At 56.8% G+C, this 20840-nt stretch carries 17 protein-coding genes; 10 read left to right on the plus strand and 7 right to left on the minus strand.

Features of this window, described 5'->3' with window-relative positions; translation table 11 throughout:
* Positions 1-25: 25 nt before the first annotated feature.
* The gene (locus tag ACFOMG_RS08760) at positions 26-1192 is read right to left on the minus strand and encodes a PQQ-dependent sugar dehydrogenase (RefSeq protein ID WP_376866060.1); all 1167 of its coding nucleotides are present in this window, start codon (positions 1190-1192) and stop codon (positions 26-28) included.
* Entirely contained in the window at positions 1189-2160 is a 972-nt protein-coding gene (locus tag ACFOMG_RS08765; protein ID WP_376866061.1) for a helix-turn-helix transcriptional regulator, read from the minus strand. Before ACFOMG_RS08765 ends, ACFOMG_RS08760 begins: the two co-directional genes overlap by 4 nt.
* A 209-nt stretch (positions 2161-2369) precedes the next feature.
* Between ACFOMG_RS08765 and exaC the strand changes: the two genes are divergently transcribed.
* The gene (exaC, locus tag ACFOMG_RS08770) at positions 2370-3890 is read left to right on the plus strand and encodes an acetaldehyde dehydrogenase ExaC (protein WP_376866062.1); all 1521 of its coding nucleotides are present in this window, start codon (positions 2370-2372) and stop codon (positions 3888-3890) included.
* An 85-nt stretch (positions 3891-3975) separates the two neighbouring features.
* Here the strand turns inward: exaC and ACFOMG_RS08775 are convergent, their stop codons facing one another.
* Genes ACFOMG_RS08775 through ACFOMG_RS08785 form a run of 3 tightly spaced genes read right to left on the minus strand, consistent with a single transcriptional unit; the run spans position 3976 to position 9772 of the window.
* A complete protein-coding gene (locus tag ACFOMG_RS08775; protein WP_376866064.1) occupies positions 3976-7131 on the minus strand; it encodes an efflux RND transporter permease subunit in 3156 nt (1051 codons plus the stop codon).
* Positions 7131-8375, minus strand: a complete 1245-nt coding sequence (locus ACFOMG_RS08780; RefSeq protein WP_376866066.1) for an efflux RND transporter periplasmic adaptor subunit — start codon at positions 8373-8375, stop codon at positions 7131-7133. Before ACFOMG_RS08780 ends, ACFOMG_RS08775 begins: the two co-directional genes overlap by 1 nt.
* The gene (locus ACFOMG_RS08785) at positions 8372-9772 is read right to left on the minus strand and encodes an efflux transporter outer membrane subunit (protein WP_376866067.1); all 1401 of its coding nucleotides are present in this window, start codon (positions 9770-9772) and stop codon (positions 8372-8374) included. The genes ACFOMG_RS08780 and ACFOMG_RS08785 overlap by 4 nt, the downstream gene beginning before the upstream one ends.
* A 250-nt stretch (positions 9773-10022) precedes the next feature.
* Between ACFOMG_RS08785 and ACFOMG_RS08790 the strand changes: the two genes are divergently transcribed.
* Genes ACFOMG_RS08790 through ACFOMG_RS08800 form a run of 3 tightly spaced genes read left to right on the plus strand, consistent with a single transcriptional unit; the run spans position 10023 to position 12203 of the window.
* Complete coding sequence (locus ACFOMG_RS08790; RefSeq protein ID WP_376866068.1) at positions 10023-10325, plus strand: hypothetical protein; 303 nt, start codon at positions 10023-10025, stop codon at positions 10323-10325.
* Positions 10322-10612 carry a hypothetical protein gene (locus ACFOMG_RS08795; RefSeq protein WP_376866069.1) on the plus strand — a complete coding sequence of 97 codons (291 nt, stop codon included), beginning with the start codon at positions 10322-10324 and terminating at the stop codon, positions 10610-10612. Before ACFOMG_RS08790 ends, ACFOMG_RS08795 begins: the two co-directional genes overlap by 4 nt.
* A gap of 10 nt (positions 10613-10622) precedes the next feature.
* Positions 10623-12203 carry a PepSY-associated TM helix domain-containing protein gene (locus ACFOMG_RS08800; RefSeq protein ID WP_376866070.1) on the plus strand — a complete coding sequence of 527 codons (1581 nt, stop codon included), beginning with the start codon at positions 10623-10625 and terminating at the stop codon, positions 12201-12203.
* Here ACFOMG_RS08800 and ACFOMG_RS08805 read toward each other — a convergent pair.
* Positions 12146-12637, minus strand: a complete 492-nt coding sequence (locus tag ACFOMG_RS08805; RefSeq protein ID WP_376866072.1) for a chemotaxis protein CheX — start codon at positions 12635-12637, stop codon at positions 12146-12148. The two genes, ACFOMG_RS08800 and ACFOMG_RS08805, sit on opposite strands and share 58 nt — an antisense overlap.
* 110 nt (positions 12638-12747) lie before the next feature.
* Entirely contained in the window at positions 12748-13311 is a 564-nt protein-coding gene (locus ACFOMG_RS08810; RefSeq protein ID WP_376866073.1) for a hypoxanthine-guanine phosphoribosyltransferase, read from the minus strand.
* A gap of 215 nt (positions 13312-13526) precedes the next feature.
* Between ACFOMG_RS08810 and dapE the strand changes: the two genes are divergently transcribed.
* From dapE to ACFOMG_RS08840, 6 genes are all read left to right on the plus strand, one after another.
* Positions 13527-14660 carry a succinyl-diaminopimelate desuccinylase gene (gene dapE, locus ACFOMG_RS08815; RefSeq protein WP_376866213.1) on the plus strand — a complete coding sequence of 378 codons (1134 nt, stop codon included), beginning with the start codon at positions 13527-13529 and terminating at the stop codon, positions 14658-14660.
* Positions 14653-15573 (plus strand): putative RNA methyltransferase, encoded by a 921-nt coding sequence (locus ACFOMG_RS08820; protein WP_376866075.1) that lies wholly within the window; start codon positions 14653-14655, stop codon positions 15571-15573. The genes dapE and ACFOMG_RS08820 overlap by 8 nt, the downstream gene beginning before the upstream one ends.
* Positions 15570-16262, plus strand: a complete 693-nt coding sequence (locus ACFOMG_RS08825; protein WP_376866077.1) for a TetR/AcrR family transcriptional regulator — start codon at positions 15570-15572, stop codon at positions 16260-16262. The genes ACFOMG_RS08820 and ACFOMG_RS08825 overlap by 4 nt, the downstream gene beginning before the upstream one ends.
* Positions 16259-16696 (plus strand): DNA polymerase III subunit chi, encoded by a 438-nt coding sequence (locus tag ACFOMG_RS08830; protein ID WP_376866079.1) that lies wholly within the window; start codon positions 16259-16261, stop codon positions 16694-16696. The genes ACFOMG_RS08825 and ACFOMG_RS08830 overlap by 4 nt, the downstream gene beginning before the upstream one ends.
* Positions 16696-17340 carry a hypothetical protein gene (locus tag ACFOMG_RS08835; protein ID WP_376866081.1) on the plus strand — a complete coding sequence of 215 codons (645 nt, stop codon included), beginning with the start codon at positions 16696-16698 and terminating at the stop codon, positions 17338-17340. Before ACFOMG_RS08830 ends, ACFOMG_RS08835 begins: the two co-directional genes overlap by 1 nt.
* 116 nt (positions 17341-17456) lie before the next feature.
* Positions 17457-20462 (plus strand): valine--tRNA ligase, encoded by a 3006-nt coding sequence (locus ACFOMG_RS08840; RefSeq protein WP_376866083.1) that lies wholly within the window; start codon positions 17457-17459, stop codon positions 20460-20462.
* The last annotated feature ends 378 nt before the right edge of the window (positions 20463-20840 follow it).

Genomic DNA, 20840 nt, shown 5'->3' on the forward strand with positions numbered 1-20840 from the left:
ACGTTACAACAAGAAAAATTCATAATCAATCCGACCGGCTGGCGCGACTCAGATGCCAGATCAGACCGTTAGCGTCATCGCTGATCAGCAGTGAACCATCCCCCTGCTCAATAATGTCCACCGGCCGACCAAGTTTTTGTTCGCCGTCGAGAAAATCCACCAGCACGCCGGGCTCACTTGTCGCGGCAGCATACGCGGTAACGCGGTACCCCACCGGCGTACTGCGGTTCCAGCTGCCGTGTTCCGCCACCAGTAAATGGCCGGCTAACGCCTTATAAGGCCCCTGATAAAAATGAATTCCCAACGGTGCGCTGTGAGCCTGCAGCACAATTTGTGGATCAATAAACGGCAGCTCGCCGGGATGCTGACGGCGGATTTCGGCGTGTGGCTCTGGCAGCTGGCCACCTTGTGCATCAGCATGCACAAACGGAAAACCAAAGTGTGGCCGGCTTTTCCAGCCCATAGGCACACGGTTAATTTCACAGGCGGGTAGATCATCACCCAGCCAGTCACGGCCGTTATCGCTGAACCATAATTCCCCGGATTCCGGATGAAACGCCATGCCAACACTGTTGCGCACCCCCATCGCCAGGATGTGGTATTGCAGCTTGCCGGCTTTTAACGCGCTCAGATCAAGCGCCAGTATCGTTCCGGTTGGCTCATCGGCGTGCGGAAAAACCAGACAAATGTTACACGGTGCTCCCACCGGCACCACCAGTGTTTGCTGATCCGGACTCACTTCTATAGCTTTCCAGCCGTGATGACTGTGCTGCGGCAAGGCATCGGTTAACAGCTGCCAGTGGCGACTGAGCTGAGCGGCCTGAGTGCTGCTGGCCAGACGCTGATCCGCGGCAGCCAGCAACCAGATTTCATTCACCGCCGCCACCAGCAGATCACCGTTGGCGTCCATGGCCAGCCCCGAAGGCATAGACACACCTTCCAGGATCACCTCGGCCTGGCGGCCACCGCGACTGAAATTCCGCACCACATGAACCTTGCCGTATTGCCGGCTGCCGACGTACAGGTGCCCGGCTGGCGACAACACCATTTGCCGTGCCCCCGGCACCTCGGCCAGACGTTGCAGCTGATACCCCGGAGCCACACGAATGGCGTTATCGGCAGTGACGCTGCCGGCCAGGCAAGCCAGCAGCCAAAACAGACTGAGCGGTAACATGCGCCGCATGTTCGTCATACCTCTGCCAGTGCAGCAGCGCCCTGCTGACGGCCATACTGGCGGGGAGTCACACCGTACTGCTGCTGAAAACGACGACTGAAATGACTGGCACTGACATAACCCACCTGATAACACACCTCAGTGATGCCATGCCCGGCGGCGATCAGCTCGCGGGCTTTGTCCAGCCGCCGCTGCTGCAGGTATTCCATCGGTCCGCAGCCCATCACGTGCCGGAACTGCTGATAAAACCGGCTGCGCGACATACAGGCAATACGGCATAACTGTTCCACACGGATGGCCTGCGCCAGATGATCATCAATAAAGCGCACGGCGTCAGTCAGGCCGTTCAGGGTGGGATCTTTGCGCGCACAATGTAATAAAAAATTACGCCCCTGCTGCCGTAACATCCGGGTTAACAGCTCAGTGACCCCGAGATTCAGCACCAGATCACGGTCGCTGTCGCGACCGAGAAAACAATCGACGATACGGATTAACAACTGCTGGGTGGCTTCGGTGTGATACAGGTGCAGCACATGATCCTGTTCCGGCCGCCATTCCCCCAGTTCACGCGGCAACGGATTGGCCTGATTCAGCTGATCACATACCTGGCGCAGACGATCGCGGCTGATTCCCAGCGTCAGGCAACTGGTTGGCTGCTGTTCGCTGGCATCGGGAAAATCGATTGCCACCTGTTCGCCGGGGGCCATCACAAACGACTCGTGGGGTACAAATTCGGCATTAAAGTGGTGTTTGCCGTGCAGTACTTTCTGGCCGCTGATCATGCCGCAATACAATACCTCATCGGCCTGCAGCTGCACTTTTTCGGCCCGGGCGAAGGTATCGTAAATCGACAGTTCGACTTCGTGGTGTTCAAACACGGTGCGGTTTTCCACCAGTTGCTGCGGGCCTGAGCCGGCCATAACCCGGCGCCGGTTAAACGCCGCCCGTTGCTGAAGCGGATTCTGACAAACGGCCTGCTGAGTCATGGGCACTCCGGTGCAATCAAGAGGACGAGGACGGCTGAATTTAAGCTTACCCGTGGCATATCCACTTGCCTCAGCGGACGCACAGCCAACTGAAAAAGACGCTCAGGCAAGTGATTTTTCATCAGACCACATACCCTGAAATGGCACAACCCCCGGCCATGGTCGACCAAAGTCCGACACCGGGAATCACAATAACAAGGAGATATTCCATGATTTATGCCAATCCAGGACAAGCGAATTCGGTTGTTACCTTTAAAGATCAGTACCAGAATTTTATTGGTGGTGAATGGCTGAAGCCTGCCAACGGCCGTTATATGGATAACGTCAGCCCGGTCAATGGTCAGGTATTCTGCCAGGTGCCACGTTCCGACGCCGCCGATATCGAACGGGCGCTGGATGCTGCCCACAGCGCCAAAGCCAGCTGGGGGAAAACCTCCGTTACCGATCGAGCCAACATCCTGTTAAAAGTGGCTGACCGGATTGAAGCCAATCTGGAAACCCTGGCCGTGGCAGAAACCTGGGATAACGGCAAAGCCGTACGCGAAACCCTGGCCGCCGACGTGCCGCTGGCCGCCGATCACTTCCGTTATTTTGCCGGCTGTATCCGCGCTCAGGAAGGCAGCATTGGTGAAATCGACGAAACCACCGTGGCTTATCATTTTCACGAACCGCTGGGCGTGGTGGGTCAGATTATCCCGTGGAATTTCCCGTTATTAATGGCCGCCTGGAAACTGGCACCGGCACTGGCCGCCGGTAACTGCGTCATTCTGAAACCGGCGGAACAAACTCCGGTATCGATTCTGATACTGGCGGAACTGATTGGCGATCTGTTCCCTGCCGGTGTGCTCAACATCGTCAACGGACTGGGGGCTGAAGCCGGCCAGGCGCTGGCCAGCTCAACCCGCATTGCCAAAATTGCCTTTACCGGCTCCACACCGGTAGGTGCCCATATTATGAAATGTGCCGCCGATAATATTATTCCGTCGACGGTGGAGCTGGGAGGCAAGTCGCCCAACATTTATTTCGCCGACGTGCTCGACCACGAAGACAGCTTCCTCAGCAAAGCCGTTGAAGGCACGGTACTGGCGTTTTTTAATCAGGGCGAAGTCTGCACCTGCCCCAGCCGCCTGCTGATTCAGGAAAGTATGTACGACACCTTTATGGCCAAAGTGATCGACCGCATCGCTCAGATCAAACGTGGCAACCCGCTGGATACCGACACCATGGTCGGGGCTCAGGCCTCTCAGGAACAGTACGATAAAATCCTCGGCTATCTGGATATCGGCCGTGCCGAAGGCGCCGAAGTATTAACCGGTGGTGCGGCAGAATCCCTCGACGGCGAGCTGAGCCAGGGTTATTACATTCAGCCTACCCTGTTAAAAGGCCATAACGATATGCGCGTGTTCCAGGAAGAAATTTTTGGTCCCGTGGTGGCGGTAACAACGTTTAAAGACGAAGCAGAAGCACTGGCGATCGCTAACGATACCGAATTTGGTCTCGGTGCCGGCGTCTGGTCACGCGATATGAACCGCGCTTACCGTATGGGCCGGGGGATTGAAGCCGGCCGGGTATGGACCAACTGTTACCACGCGTATCCGGCACACGCCGCCTTTGGTGGCTATAAAAAATCCGGTGTCGGCCGTGAAACCCATAAGATGATGCTGGATCATTATCAGCAGACCAAAAACCTGCTGGTCAGTTACAGCACCGACCCGCTGGGCTTTTTCTGATTCAGCCAGGCGGTCAGAGACTAAACTGCCAGACCCGAAAACCGCCATCCTCACGGGTGGCGGTTTTGTTCATCAGCAACCGCCCTCAGGGTTGCTGCCTATGCTCCGGCTGCTGTGTGGCAGCCGGTTTATCAAACAGCCGCAACAGATCATCCAGCAACACATAAATCGCCGGTAACACCAGCAGGCAGACAAAGGTGGTAAACAAAATACCAAACCCTAACGACACCGCCATCGGTGTAATAAACTGCGCCTGGCGTGAGCTTTCGAACACCATCGGTGCCAGCCCGCCAAACGTGGTTAAGGTGGTTAACAGGATTGGCCGGAACCGCCGTACCCCGGCCGCCCGTACCGCCTGCAACGCCGACAGGCCTTTTTCTTTAACCTGCTGATTGGCATAGGTCACCAGAATCAGGGAGTCATTCACCACCACCCCGGCCAGTGCCACGATGCCCATAATGCTCATAATACTCATGCCCATATTGCGCCCGGCCAGATCGAGTAACAGATGGCCAATCACCGCGCCGACGGCACCAAACGGAATCACCAGCATAATCAGCAGTGGCTGGGTGTAACTGCGAAACGGTATAGCTAATAACGCGTAAATCAACAGCATTGAGAACATACCGTACAACTGCAGACTGTCCATACTTTCCTGGGTGCGCTGCTGGCGTCCGCGGAAGCTGAATTCAACCGATGGATAACGTGCCTGCAGCTGTGGGAACACCTCCTGGCGCAGCACCGTCATAACCGCCGGGATCTGCTCCCGTGGTTCCACTTCCGAGGTAACACTGACGATCTGCTGACCGTCACGGCGTCGGATCGATGCCGGCGCCCGCTCTTTTTGCAGCGTAGCAATATCGCCCAGCAACACGTAGCCGCCGGCGGGTGTGCGCACCAGCAGGCGTTCAATATCACTGCCATAGGAGCGCTCTTCCAGCGGCAAACGCACCAGCACTGTGACTTCATTACGTTCGCGCTGTTGGCGCAGCGCGCGCGAGCCGTATAAAGCGGCGCGTATTTGCCCTGCCACGTCGCTGGCATCCAGTTTCAGGCTGCGACCCAGATCATTCAGTTCGATATCCCATTGCGGCGAACCGCTTTCAAAACTGTTGGCGACGTCCTTAACCCCGGACAGCTGCGCCATTTCATTGGCCAGCGCTGCCGACGCCTGCATCAGTTCATCGGAATTACTGCCGCGCAGTTCAACCGTTAAGCCAAACCCGCCCGACGGGCCGCCCCCGCGTTCGGCGTCAAACGTCAGGCTGCGGATACCGGGAATTTCACCAATGTACTGACGCCAGCGTTTCACCGTTTCATTGGCGTTGATGGGTCGCACTTCGGCATCCACCAGGCGTGCTTCAACCTCAATACTGGAACCGGTAATGCTGCCTTCAACACTCACCACCAAGGGCGTGTCACTGTCAGCAAACGGTTGCGACACCTGTTTCAGGCTGGCTTCCAGGTGCTCCCGAACCCGCTGTGCCTGCGACAGAGGCGCATTACTGGGCAGTTCAACCGTTGCCACCGCGAATTCGCCTTCCAGCCGGGGGAACATACTGAACCCCATGCGCCCGCTGGCCGGATACGCCAGAACGATCGCACCCACCACCAGCGCAATGGCCAGAGTCACTGCCGGACGCGCCAAAGCGCCATCCAGCACCGGCAGGTAACGCCGATTGATAAAATGCTGCAGACGACGATCAACCCCCTGCTGGAAACGCTCCAGTTTGCGGCCGATACGGGAGTCGGATTTTTCTTTCAGGTGGGCTAAATGCGTTGGCAGAATAAACAGCGCTTCCAGCCAGGAAATCAGGAAACAGCTGATTACCACAATCGGGATGGCAATAAACAGTTTACCCATAAAACCCGGCAGGCTGAGCAACGGCAAAAACGCCGCCACATTGGTTAAAATGGCGAACGCCAGTGGCATGGCAATTTCACGCGCACCAACAATGGCGGCATCATGAAACGGCATACCCTGCTGCATATGTTCGTAGATGTTTTCACCGGCAATGATGGCATCGTCCACCACAATCCCCAGTGCCACAATAAAAGCGAACATAGAGATCATATTGATCGACATATCCCACAGCGGCAGCAACAGCATCGCGCCCATAAAGGCCGTCGGAATGCCCATGGTGACCCAGAACGCCAGCCGGTATTCAAGAAACAGGCTGAGCAGCACCATTACCAGAATTAAGCCAATGGCGGCATTCTTCAGCAACAGGCCAACCCGCTGACGGTAGGTTTCACCATCATCATCGGTAACAATCAATTCCACACCGGGGGCCAGTTGCGGACGGATCTCGGCGAGAATGGCATGGGCTGCATCAACCACCGTCAGTGGTGTCTGGTTTTCAGCGCGGTAAATATCAAAGCGGATCGATGTCTGGCCGTTATACGTCACCAGGCGGTATGAATCACTGAAGCCATCAATGATCGTCGCTACATCACCCAGCCGCAGTTGCACGCCCTGAGCGTCGCTGATCAGTGGAATCTGTTTGAAATCGTCGGCCCAATAAACCTTGTCGTCCAGGGTCACCAGGATATCGCCGCCGTCGGTTTTTACCGCACCGGCGCTTTGCTCCAGCGCATTATTACCGATCACCCGCGCCACATCGGCCAGCGTCAGGCCGTAGCGTTGCAGATCCAGCTGGCGGATTTCAATCTGAATTTCTTCATCCGGCAGACCATTCAATTCCACCTTGCTGATGTCCGGCGAAGCCAGCAGCTGATCTTTAATGCGCTCGGCAACACGTTTCAGCTCAAAGCGCTCCAGCGGCCCGAACAGTGCCAGCTCCATGACTTCAATCGAACGACTTGCCAGGCTGACCACCGGCCGCTCAATGTCCGCCGGAAACGTACTGATACGATTCACCGCCTGCTGAATATCCTGATACGCCTTTTGCTTGTCAGCGCCGTTTTCCAGTTCAACGTTGACGCTGGCACTGCCACGGAAAACCCGTGAATCGATCTCTTTAAAGCCCTCCAGTGACGCCAGTTCATTTTCAATCGGCAGCACCACGCCCTGCTCCATTTCAGACGGCGTGGCGCCCGGGTAAGCCACCGACACATTCACCACGTCGGCTTCATACGGCGGGATAAACTCTTTACGGATCGCCAGCGACATCAAAAAGCCACCCACGATCAGAAACGCCATCAACAGGTTGGGGGCGATGCGGTGTTCCGACATCCAGGCCACCGGTCCACGGCGGGAGGCCAGCTTATGATCTGCCATCAGGACCCCCGGCGTGTGCGGGCCGCAGCCGCGGCATCATCGTTCACCAGCGCGTCGGCCGGGGCGGCTGAGTCCCCCACCACCCGCACTGGCATACCACTGACCGGTGCATCCACCCGGCTGCTTAACAACCGATCACCGGGCTGCAAACCGGCGTCGCCAGCAGCGGCTACCCAGCTGCTTTCACGCCCCTGATACAACACCTCAACCTGACGCTGCTGCAACTGACCGTCATTCACCACCCAGACCCGCTGCTGCTGATCGATATAGCGATTAGCAACCTGATAGCTGTTGGCCAGCGGCCGGGCAAATAACACCACTTCCACAAAGTCGTTTAACAGGACCGCGGGCAACTGCGGATTATCACGCGCCAGCGGATCATTCAGCACCAGCATCAGCTTGGCCTGACGGTCAGCACTGTCGACCGCCGGCAAGCGGTGCAACACCCGCGCCTGACGGCGTCGCTGGCCCCACCCCGACTGATGCACCTCAACCACATGCTGGTCGTCGAGTAATGCCAGGAAATCCGCCGGCACTTTGACTTCAATCCAGAATTCATCGCTGTTGACCAGATCAAAGGTTACCGTGGCCGCCGACACCTGGCTGCCGAGGGAGATATGGCGACTGTTGATCTGGCCATCAAACGGCATACGTACATAACTGCGCTGCAGATTCAGCTGTGCCTGGCGTAACAACGCTTTGGCAGTTTTTACTTCCGCCCGGGCCTGGGCAATCTGTGGTTTGCGCAACACCAGCGCCTTGTCCTGCTCGGACAACTCGGTGGCGGCCAGCTGATACTCTTCCGCCGCCAGCGAACTCTGCCCCTGCTCTATCTCCAGCGCCGCCTGTGCCTTGATCAGTGCTGCCTGACGCTGCTGCAGCTGCAACTGATAATCGGCCGGATCGATACGGGCCAGCAGGTCCCCCTGATTCAGCCGTGCTCCGGGTACCGCAGCCGCGGCAATGTCAATAATGCGGCCACTCACCTGGGGCGTCAGCTGGACCTGTTGCGCCGCCAGCACCCGGCCACCGGTGCGCCATTGCGGGCGCTGCTGACTGAGCGCCAGTGTTTCCGCTTCCACCAGCCGGGCACTGGCCTGTGGCTTGATTTTGCCCGGCCGTGGTGCACTGTTCATCACCAGATACGCCGCCGCAATACCGGCGGCTACAATCAGCACCGCAATCAGGGCATTGATCGCCCGTTGTTGACCTGCCGGGCGTGCCCCGGAATCCAAGGAACTCATAAGTCGCTGTTATCCTGTGTCTGTGCAGCTGAAGAGAATGTGTTTACCGCCGTCTCAGTCGCGCTAAAACGGCCATGACTGACCGCCTGATACAATGCGATGCGGGTCTGTACCGCACTAAACTGATTGGCCAGTAGCTGACGCTCCAGCGCCAGCACCTCACGTTGCGCGGTCAGCAACGATAAGAAATCCCCCACCCCTTTGGCGTAACGGCTGCTCTGGAATGCTTCGTTTTTCCGCGCCAGCAACAAACGCCGGTTAAGACTACCGGCCAGCGCCTGTTGTTCGCGCTCCCGCACCAGCTGTTGCTGTACTTCCTGAGCCGCTGCCAACAGGCTTTGCTGATACTCCGCCAGGGTTGCATCGAGGGTCGCCTGACGGGCGTCGAGCTGGGCACGGCGCTGGCCACCATCAATCAGTGGCAATACCAGATTGGCCGCCAGATTGGCCATCCAGTTATCGAATACATCTTCCAGTTGTGGCGCCTGCCCGGTGTAACTGGCGGACAAAGTGAAACGTGGGTAGCGGGCGGCTTCGGCCACCGCCACACCGGCATAAGCGGCCTGTACCTCATACCAGGCCCGCTGTACGTCCGGGCGCTGGCTGACGGCCGCCAACGTTACCTGGCTGTGAGCGTCATGGATGTCCGGCAGCTGAGCGCCATCCTGCCCGGCGACCGGAGCGCTATCACCCAGCCACAACTGCAGCTGCTGATAATAAATGTCGCGGCTGGCGCGGGACTGAATGACGTCACTGTTGATCGATTCCAGCAGCGTTTGTTGTTGCCAGACATCCGATACCTGAGCCCGGCCGCGCTGAAAGCGGGCATTAATCACCGTCAGTCCGGCATCGATGCGTTGTTGCTGTTGTTCCAGCAACACCAGCTGGCGTTGTTCTTTGACATAACCAAACCAGGCACCGGCGACCTGAGCCGCCACGGTATTGGCCTGTAAACGCGCCGCCGCCTGACTGGAATACAGATTAAAACCGGCCTGATCACGACTGGCGGCCAGCGCCCCCCAGAAATCCAGTTCGTAAGACGCCGTCAGTCCGGCACTCCACTGATCGCTGGTGCTGTCACGCCGCCAGCTGCGGCTTTTGCCGGCGTTCAGGTCGACACTGGGATACAGATCGCTGTCCTGCTGGCGCATCAGGGCGGCGCTGCTCTGCAACCGCGCCAGCGACGCCTGCAGGCTGTAGTTATGGCGTAATGCGTTGTCCACCAGCTGATTCAGCTGCGCATCCGCAAAGTTCTGCCACCAGCCGGATGGGGTGGAATCTGCCGGGTTGAGCGCTTGCTCGGTTGCCAGAGCCGTTAACAGTGGATTGTCAGCCGGAGGGGGCGGAGATAACGGTTGCAGTGAGCTGCAGGCCGACAATAAAGGAACTACCGCCATAGCGGTGACCCGCCAGTACGACTTCAAACCAGCGCCTGGCCCTGGGCGAAAATACATAACCTGATCCTGACTAAACGACAACATTACGGCTGAAAACCGGACAGACTGTACGGTATCCGCAGCATCATAGTCAGCCCCCGCCACAGCGTTAAAAGCTTTTACGGTACTTTACTGACATTTTCCAGTCGTCTTGATAATCATTTGCAATTCATTACTATTCGCACTCTCAATCAGAAACCGGGACCGGATTATGCCCCCTGCCGTTTTTTTACTCTGGCCAGCCCTGCAGCTGATGTATGGCGTCAGCCAGCATCGCAGCGACAAAATTGATCATCGCCGGCGTTATGCCGGACGACTGCTACTGCTGCTGGCCTTGTTGCTGGCGTCTCAGCCTTACGGCTGGGAAAAAGGCCTGTTTTATCTGTTGTTCAGCCTGCTGGGCTGCGCTCTGGTGTTTGTTCAGCTGCGTATCTGGCGTCCTCAGTGGGTCACACCAGTGACGCTGATCTGGCTGATCAGCGGCGCTGCTGTTGTGCTGGAGGAGCTGCTATGAAGGCATTGTTCCGGGCACTGAACTCCAGCGCCAGCCGTATCAGCGCGGCGATTCTGGGTGCCTTTCTGACCACCATTTCACTGACCATTGCCATCACCCTGTCGTGGCCCTTTGGTGACGCAGTGGAGCAAATTTTTGCCGGCGGCGTCTTTTTCTTCGTGTTCTGGGCGGCGCTGTTTTATTGGGCACTGCTGGCAGACGGAGGATTAAAAGCCTGGGCCAGGGTGGGCTCACTGTTACTGGTATTTGGCATCTACGATGCCCTGTCTCTGACCGTATTCGCTTAGGAGCTCAACCATGAAGCAACGTACTCATAAGGTGTTTTACGCGGCTCACACCTGGCTCGGAGTCATCGCCGGTCTGCTGCTGTTTGTGGTGGCCTTTTCCGGCTTCCCGGCAATGTTTGCCCACCAGCTGGAGAACTGGCAATCGCCGGCACTGAATGCCCTGCCGGCGGCGCAACAGGTTGATTTTGAGCGCCTGCTGAGCGCAGGCCAGGCCAGTGACTTCGGCCAGCAACGTTTTTTCCTGGTGCCGGAAACCGACCACGGCTACGCCATGGTGGCGCGTTTTGACGGTGACGATTCGGTCATACGTTACGTCGAGCTGGAGCACTACCAGCCAATCGATATTGGCGGTTCACAAGTGGCCCATATTTTTGAGCATCTGCACACCGATCTTCATCTGCCCAAGCCGTTCGGCCGTTATCTGGTCGGCCTGGCGGGCATGGTGATGTTGTTATCCATCATTGCCGGCATCGTCATTCACACCAAATGGCGCCAACAGTTTGTTATGTTACGACCCAAACGCAGCTGGCGTTTGTTGCTCACCGATCAGCATAAACTGCTGGGATTATGGACCCTGCCCTTCTCGTTTATCCTGGCATTTACCGGCACTATTCTGGGTCTGCTGGGGCTGATTTCTCCCATTCTGGCGGTGGCAAAATTCGACGGTGATGTGCCGGCGGCCACCGCAGCCGTACTGGGGCCACAGGCACAACTAACGCAGCAGGCCGGTGCAGCACACAACCTCAATCAGCTCTACCGCCAGACACTGGAACAGCAACCGGAGCTGGACCTCAGCTTTATCGAAATTGAGGGTTACGGCGATCAGGGTGGCACGGTGAAGTTTTCCGGCAATCATCAGCACGCCCTCAGCAGCTTACAAAGTGTGACTTTCCGCCTCAGCGATGGCTCGCTGCTGCACGAACTGAATGGCGCAGCACAAGGTCCCTTTCAGCGGATTTTTTCCGCCGTGGTGCCATTACACTATGTGCAGTTTGGCGACATCGCGCTGAAAGTTTTTTATGCCCTGGCAACGCTGGCGTTATGCGCCCTGATTATCAGCGGCAATATGATCTGGCTGGCCAAAAAACAACAGCGCCAGGCCCGCCATAACGACGATACAACCGATCGCCCCCAGCTGCTGGCACGTCTGACCCTGGGAATTTGTGGCGCACTGGTGATCAGCTGTGCAATAACGCTCGGTGCCAGCCAATGGTTAATCCCGCTTCAGCTGGCAGAGCAACAGCACCACATCGAAGAAGGTATCTTCTGGAGCAGCTGGTTTATCGCGATCTGGCCGGCGCTGTTCGGCCATGATCTGCACGCCCGCAGCCGTGGTTATCTGGCAACCACGGCGGTTGCGCTGCTGCTGGTCGTGATATCTGATGCGCTGGTCAGTGGCCGTCATCTGCTGATGGGCAACGATATTGTACTGGGAGTACACAGCGCGATGATCGCACTGGCGCTGGTGTGTGGTTATTTTGCCTGGCGCCTGCCACAACCACACCGCCGGCGAGCGGCCGTTCAGAACGAGGATCAGGACAAGGACAATTCGGCGCGGGAAAAGTTTTCCGCCAGCGCGACTTCGATATAAAAATCACCGGCACAGGTGGTGAACGGAATCACCACCACCGGGCTTTTGGCGTGATGCACCAGTGGCTGACTGGCGTCGAGCAAATCGGGCTGGGCCATATCAAAGTTATACCCCTTTTCCCACAAACGTTTACGCGCGCCACCGGATAACATATTGGTGATTTCACCGGTGAGGTTGTGACAGGTATCGTCCAGTTCACGGATCTCTTCACCGAGCATATTACTGGCGATTTTAAGAATGGCGGTATCGCTGAAGCTGATCGCCAGCGACCCATGCACGGTATCCCCGCGCATCGGAATCATGGCCGACACCGGCCCCAGTGGCTGTTCGCCGTGTTTCAGAAACGGCTTCTGGTGCTCCACCGTCATACTGGCCATCGTATTAAGAATCTCAGCGATACTCGCAACAAACGGGTTGATAAAATCTACGTTCATGGCCACCTCCACCAGCAAGCGTAGCCAAACTGACACAAAAAAGCGCCGCTGAGCGACGCTTTTTTGTGACTTTTCTGTAGCCGTTCAGACGATTACAGAAACCCTGATCATTACAGGCCTTTCACTGCATAGATGCCCGGCGCATTCCGCCAGAAACCGCGATAATCCATACCACAGCCAAACACGTAGCGGTCTTCGACGTCCATGCCGATAAAATCGATACACAGATCGGTGTTTTTACGATCATGCACCTTATTAACCAATACCGCAGTGATCACTTCTTTGGCGCCCTGCTGCTTACACTGACGCACCACTTCGCACAAGGTGTTGCCTTCGTCGAAGATATCATCAACGATCAGAACCGTACGGTCGGTCATATCGATTGACGGCGGCGCCTGCCATTGCAGATCGGTGGAACCGCTGGTCTCACCGCGATAACGGGTGGCGTGCATATAGCCCTGCTCCAGCGGAAAGTTCAGTTTGGGCAGCAGCCGGCCGGCAGTCACCAGGCCGCCGTTCATGATGCCGTACACCACCGGCATGGCGTCTTTCAGGCGCTCTGAGATGGCCACCGCCATGGAATTCAGCGCGTCTTCCACTTGCTGTTCGGATTTCAGCAGATCAGCGTCTTCCATAACCTTGTTTAATTCTTCCAGAGTCAGCGGCTGGCTCATCGTGTTACTACCTGTTGGTTAATGTCGGAGAGAAAAACCGCGTATGTTACCACCGCCGTGGCGTGGCGCAATTATTTCACCCGCCGTGACCGGGTCGGCAAAAGCCACTGCGGCACGCTGGCGGTTGGGGACATTCCCCGCCGCTGTGATATTATGCCGCGTTTTGTAAACTCAACTTCTGCAGTAAGGCTAAGTCCATGACATCAACCGCCGCCATGACACCCACACTGGAACTGGCATTTGAGCTGATCCGCCGCCCTTCCGTGACGCCCGACGACGAAGGCTGTCAGGCACTGATGATGGAACGGCTGGCGGCCGCCGGCTTCAGTAACGAAGCACTGCGATTCGGCGAAGTTGATAACTTCTGGTCACGGCGCGGCAGCGAAGGTCCGCTGGTGTGTTTTGCCGGCCATACCGATGTTGTTCCCACCGGCCCGGAAAAAAACTGGCACAACCCGCCGTTTGAGCCCGCCATTATCGATGGCATGTTACACGGGCGCGGCGCCGCCGATATGAAAGGTTCACTGGCAGCGTTTCTGGTGGCGACCGAAAACTTTGTTAAAAAACACCCTGACCACAAAGGCTCCATCGCCTACCTGATTACCAGCGATGAAGAAGGTCCGGCCAAAAACGGCACCGTCAAAGTGGTGGAAACCCTGCAGGCGCGTAACGAAAAAATCGATATGTGCATCGTCGGTGAACCCTCCTCCACCAGTCTGGTGGGCGACACGGTAAAAAACGGCCGCCGTGGTTCACTGGGCTGTGTATTAACCGTCAAAGGCAAGCAGGGTCACGTGGCTTACCCACACCTGGCGAAAAACCCGGTGCACCTGGCTGCTCCGGCACTGGCCGAGCTGGCCGCTGAACAATGGGATCAGGGCAACGACTTTTTCCCGGCCACCAGCTTTCAGATTTCCAATATCAACGCCGGCACCGGTGCCACCAATGTGATTCCGGGTGACTGTGAGGTGGTATTTAACTTTCGTTTCTCCACCGAGGTCACGGCGGACATCCTGCAACAGCGCAGCGAAGCCATTCTTGATAAACACGGCTTCGACTACGACATCGAATGGAACCTCAGCGGTCAGCCATTCCTGACCGACCGCGGCCCGCTGGTGGAAGCCGCGGTTGACGCGATTAAAGCCGTCACCGGCCGCGACACTGAACTGTCGACCGCCGGCGGTACCTCGGATGGTCGTTTTATTGCCCCGACCGGCGCTCAGGTGCTGGAACTGGGCCCCTGTAACGCCACCATCCACCAGGTCAACGAACACGTGTCCGCCGACGACCTCAACACCTTAACCACCATTTACGAACGTATGCTGGAACAGCTGCTGGCCAATGACTGAACTGAGTTCCACTGACAACGGCTGTGCGCCACTGGCTTCGCAGCTGGCCTGCCCGGTGTGTGCTGAAGCGCTGACCAGTGATGACAACCAGCACTGGCAATGCGGCAACCAGCACAGCTTCGACCGCGCCCGCCAGGGTTATCTGAACCTGCTGCTGGCGCATAAAAAACGCTCCCGCGCTCCGGGGGATGACGCGGAGATGGTGGCGGCACGCCAGCGGCTGCTCGATTCCGGCGTATATCAGCCCATTTCTGAGTTATTGAATCAGGCCGTCAGCCACAGCCTGGCCGCTGGCCAGTCACTGCAGCTGTGTGACGTCGGCTGTGGCGAAGGGTATTACACCCAGGCACTGGCCGATGCGCTGCTGCAGCAACACACCCGCCATCGTATTTATGGCGTCGATATATCCAAAGACGCGGTACGGGCCGCCGCCCGCCGGGCACGGACCCCCGACTCGTTATCACCACATTGCGACTGGATCGTTGCCTCCGGTGCCGAGCTGCCGTTTAAAGGCCATTCACTCGACCGCATCAGCTGCCTGTTTACCCGCTTAATGCCGGAAGGCTTTGCCCGGGCGCTGAAACAGGACGGCCAGGTGATCACCATCAACACCGGCCTTGGCCATCTGCGCGAAATGCGCGAGATTCTCTATTCACAAGTCAAAGACAGCTGCTTTAACCCGATCCGGGTCATGGAACAACACGGCTTTATTTGTGTCGCGGAGCAGCCGCTGCGCTATACGGTTGAGCTGACATCCAGCCAGCAGATCAGCGACTTACTGATGATGACGCCACACGTCTGGAAAGCCACCAGCGAAGCGCGCCAGCGTCTGATCGCCCAACAGCAGATGAGCGTCAGCATTGATGTGGTATTACATCAGTTTGTCCGCCAGCCGCCGGAGGACGGATTATGAGCGACACGCCACAATCCCACAGTGGCTGCGCCATCCGCCAGCGCGCCAAAAGCCCGCAACAAAAAGCGCTGCGCCGCCAGCAGATACTCGACGCCGCCGCTCAGCGCTTCACCAGCGCCGCCTTCGACAAGGTCAACCTGGTGGACATTGCCGCCGACGCCGGCATCACCAAAGCGGCGCTGTACCGCTATTTCCGCTCCAAAGAAACCTTATTTCTGGCGCTGTACCTGCAGCAGATGGAAGCGCTGGTGCAATCGGCCGAACAACTGTCGGCACCGGGTGAACAGCTGGGTGTCGCCGACGCCTGCCTGCAGGTGATCGAACAACACCCGCTGTTTTGTGGCCTCAACGCCATTATTCATACCGTACTGGAACAAAACCTGACGGTTGACGAAGCACGGGCGTTTAAAACCGAATTATTACCCCTGATGGCCCGCTTTGCTTCCCAGATCAGCCGCTGGCTGCCACTGACTAACGACCAGGCGATTGGCTTGCTGCACCACATTCAGGCCAGCATGATCGGCTGCTGGCACATCGCCCACCCGGGCGACACCACACTGGAAGTGATGAGCCAGCCCCCTTTCACCCTGCTTAAGGTGGAATTCCGTCAGATCTTCCGCCAGCACATTCAGTGGCTGATCAGCGGTTTAAGCGAACAGCTGCCGCCCGGCAGTCAGGAGCCGTCATGACCCAGGTGGATTTTTATGTATTAGGCGGCCAGCAGATTAACGATCAGTGGTTATTTGCCTGCCGGCTGAGCGAAAAAGCCGCCCGCCAGGGCAAGCAGATTCTGCTGCAGGTTGACGACGCGCAACAGGCGCAGCAGCTGAGCGAGTTATTATGGTGCCATCGCGAGGGCGCTTTTGTACCACACGCACTGAGTAACGATAATCAGGCACCGGCCGACGTCGACATCAGCATTGGCTGGAGCACAGATCCGGGCCATCAGCATGACGTATTGATTAACCTCAGCAGCAAACTACCTGACTTTTTCAGCCGTTTTCACCGGCTGGTGGAAGTGGTGGTTCAACACGATCGCGTGCTTGACTACACTCGCAACCATTATAAATTTTTAAAAGACCGGGGTTATCCGGTCACCCATACCGATATGAGACTGCGTTAATGAGCAACCCTGACGATCCACGCGATTTGTTGGACGAACTCGAAACCCTGCAACGGGTTCTGGACGATGCTGCATCCGATCAGGTCGACCGCGACCAGAGCGCGCCCAGCCTGGATCCCCTGGAGCTGGGTTCACTGGAAAATATTCCGGTGCTGGATGAACTGTTTGGCGAACCGGATAAACCGGCCGCCAGCGACAAACAACAACGCCCTGGTCTGCGTGCCGTGCCGGACGCTCCGGCCCCGAGCGACGATAACCCGGCGCCCGGCGAACAACACCCGCTGGCCGGTTTAACCGCAGCCAGCACGCCGTCGGTGGCACGGGTCTCCGGCAATCCGTTTTTACCCCAGGCGATTCTCGATAAACTGGCCCACGAGCGCGAAGCAGCGCAATACAGTGCCGAACAGGCCCAGGCCACCATGGCCAAAATCATGGGCAGCGCGGTCGACGACCCCTTTACCTTCGACGACCTGAGCGACGACGAGCCAGAAATCAGCGCCGATGCGCCACTGGCAGAGCCGGCACCGCTGGCCAGCCAGGCCATCAGCGATCGCCATAAAGCCGCCATCATCAACGAACTGGTAGAAGAAATGCTGCCGCAAATCGAAGCCCGGTTGCGTCAACTTCTGGCCGACAAACTCTGATTTCCACTCTCCGGGCGAGGTTCTGAATCGCCCGGCCTCCCCTGTTTCCGGCGCTGCAATTCCGTTATAATGCGGCCCATTTTTCACATCCGTTTGAATGAGTAGCAACAAGCCCTATGGATAAGACGTATCAACCCAGCCGCCTGGAGCAAAACTGGTATCAGCAATGGGAAGAAGAAGGTTACTTCAAACCTTATCAAGACCAGCTGACCGGCGAAGGATATTCCATCATGATCCCGCCGCCGAACGTCACCGGCTCGCTGCACATGGGTCATGCGTTCCAGCACACCATTCAGGATGCCCTGACGCGCTACAAGCGTATGAATGGCCATAAAACCTTATGGCAGGTCGGCACCGACCACGCCGGTATCGCCACCCAGATGGTGGTTGAACGTAAACTGGCGGCCGAAGGCCAGCCGGATCGTCATGCGTTAGGCCGGGAAGAATTCACCAAAAAAATCTGGGAGTGGAAAGAACACTCCGGCGGCACCATCACCAGCCAGATGCGTCGTTTAGGCAACTCGGTAGACTGGGAAACCGAACGTTTCACCATGGACGACGGTTTCTACAAAGCGGTTCAGGAAGTTTTCGTTCGCTTGTACCAAGACGGTCTGATCTACCGTGGTAAGCGCCTGGTTAACTGGGACCCGAAATTACACACCGCCATCTCTGACCTGGAAGTCGAAAACAAAGACGTGAAAGGCAAGATGTGGCACCTGAAATACCCACTGGCCGACGGCTTAACCTACACAGACGAAGACGGCAACGAACACGCTCATATCGTGGTTGCCACAACACGTCCGGAAACCATGCTGGGTGATACCGGCGTGGCAGTTAACCTGGAAGACCCGCGCTACCAGCACTTAATTGGCAAAGACGTGATCCTGCCATTTGTTGAGCGCCGTATTCCAATCGTTGGCGACGAACACGCCGATATGGAAAAAGGCACCGGCTGTGTGAAAATCACCCCGGCCCACGACTTCAATGACTACGAAGTGGGCAAACGCTGCCAGCTGCCAATGATCAACGTGCTGACCTTCAACGCCGATATCCGCGACGAAGCGCAGACCTTTAACACCGACGGCAGCGTCAATAACGAACTGTCGGGTTTTATTCCTGAGAAGTACCGTGGCTTGGAGCGCTTTGCCGCGCGCAAAGCCATCGTGGCCGATTTCGAAGAAGCCGGCCTGCTAGTTGATATCGTTGAAAACGACATGGTGATTCCATACGGCGACCGTGGCGGCGTGGTGATTGAGCCAATGCTGACCGACCAATGGTACGTAGACGCCAAAACCCTGGCTAAGCCTGCGATTGAAGCGGTTGAAAACGGCGATATCGAATTTGTGCCGAAGAACTACGAAAACATGTACTTCTCCTGGATGCGTGATATCCAGGACTGGTGTATCTCCCGTCAGCTGTGGTGGGGTCACCGTATCCCGGCCTGGTACGACGAAGAAGGTAACGTCTACGTTGCCCGCAGCGAAGACGAAGTTCGCGCACAAAACAATCTGGCGGCCGACGTTGAACTGGTTCAGGACAACGACGTTCTGGATACCTGGTTCTCCTCTGCCCTGTGGACCTTCGGCACCTTAGGCTGGCCAAACCTGGACGATCCGGAAGTTGCCAAACGCATGGCCGACTTCCACCCGACCGACGTACTGGTTACCGGTTTCGACATTATCTTCTTCTGGGTAGCGCGCATGATCATGATGACCATGCACTTCTGCAAAGATGAAGACGGCAAAGCTCAGGTACCGTTTAAAACCGTGTACGTCACCGGTCTGATCCGTGACGAAGTCGGTCAGAAAATGTCGAAATCCAAGGGTAACGTACTCGACCCGCTGGATATGATCGACGGTATTTCCCTCGACGATCTGATGCACAAGCGCACCGGCAATATGATGCAGCCACAGCTGGCTGAGAAAATTGGCAAACGCACGAAAAAAGAATTCCCGGAAGGCATTGCCCCACACGGCACCGACGCCCTGCGTTTCACCCTGGCGGCGATGGCGTCCACCGGTCGTGATATCAACTGGGATATGAAACGTCTGGAAGGTTACCGGAACTTCTGTAACAAGTTATGGAACGCCTCGCGTTATGTGATGTTATCGGTTGCCGGCGAAGAAGCGGTTGATAAAGCCGCAGCTGACGGTACTACGATTGCTATTACCGATGAAATGAAAGCCAAGTGCGGCGCCAACGGTGAAGACGCCGTGCTGTCGCTGGCGGATCGCTGGATTATTTCCCGCCTGCAATTTGCCGAGCAGGAAGTGCGTCGTCACTTCGACCAGTACCGTTTCGATATGGCCGCTCACGCGCTGTACGAATTTATCTGGAACGAATACTGCGATTGGTACCTGGAACTGTCTAAGCCAATTCTGTGGATGGATGATGCGCAGGACAGCGCGAATGCCGCGGGAGACAGGATGTCGGAAGCGGCCGAAAATGCTGCAAAAATGAAACGCGGCACCCTGGGCACTCTGGTTCGGGTACTGGAAGCAGTATTACGACTGGCTCACCCCATCATGCCGTTTATCACCGAAGAAATCTGGCAGCAGGTTAAAGAGCTGGCCGGTAAATCCGGCGATAGCATTATGCTGGCGGAATTCCCGCAGGCTCAGGAAAGCTTAATCGACGCCGACGCCGAAGCCGACGTCAAATGGCTGCAGGATGTGATCACCGCGGTCCGTAACGTACGTGGTGAGAAGAATATTCCACCAAGCAAAGCGCTGGAATTATTATTCAAAAACGGCGACGACGATGACTTCCGTCGTGCCGAAGAAAACCAGGCCTTCCTGATGAAACTGGCCAAGCTGGAGAAGCTGACCTGGCTCAACGACGGTGATGAAGAACCGATGTCGGTCACCCAACTGGTTGGCGATATGGAAATTCTGATTCCGATGGCTGGCTTTATCGATAAAGACGCCGAAGTCGCGCGTCTGAATAAATCGATTGAGAAACTCGGCAAAGATCTGGAACGCGTCACCAACAAGCTGGGCAACCCGGGCTTTACCGACAAAGCACCGGCGGCGGTGATCGAAAAAGAGAAAGAAAAAGCCGCAGGCTTCGAGCGTGATATCGCCAAGCTGAAAGAGCAAATCGAGAAAATCCAGGCGCTGTAAGACGCGCCTGATTCCCTCAACATGGTCTGGCTCCCACGCTAAGCGTGGGAGCTAGGGTAACATCTCTAAATAAAGCCGCCCAAGAGTCTGGCTCCCACGCTCTGCGTGGTAGTCATGTCTGAATTGAGAAAATCAGAAGATTAAGGCCTGGCGGTCTAACTCCCACGCAGAGCGTGGGAGCTAGGGTAGACGCGCCTGAGCTTGGTCTGGCTCCCACGCTCTGCGTGGTAGCCGTGTCTTAATTGAGAAAATCAGAAGATGAAGGCCTGGCGGTCTAGCTCCCACGCTCTGCGTGGTAGCCAGAATAAAATCCCGCTGACGTTTTAGCTCAGAGGGATTTTATTATCCGCTTCCGCTAAAATAGCGAGAAACCAATCT

The sequence above is a fragment of the Bacterioplanoides pacificum genome, assembly GCF_042648445.1.
GTDB lineage: Bacteria > Pseudomonadota > Gammaproteobacteria > Pseudomonadales > Oceanobacteraceae > Bacterioplanoides > Bacterioplanoides pacificum.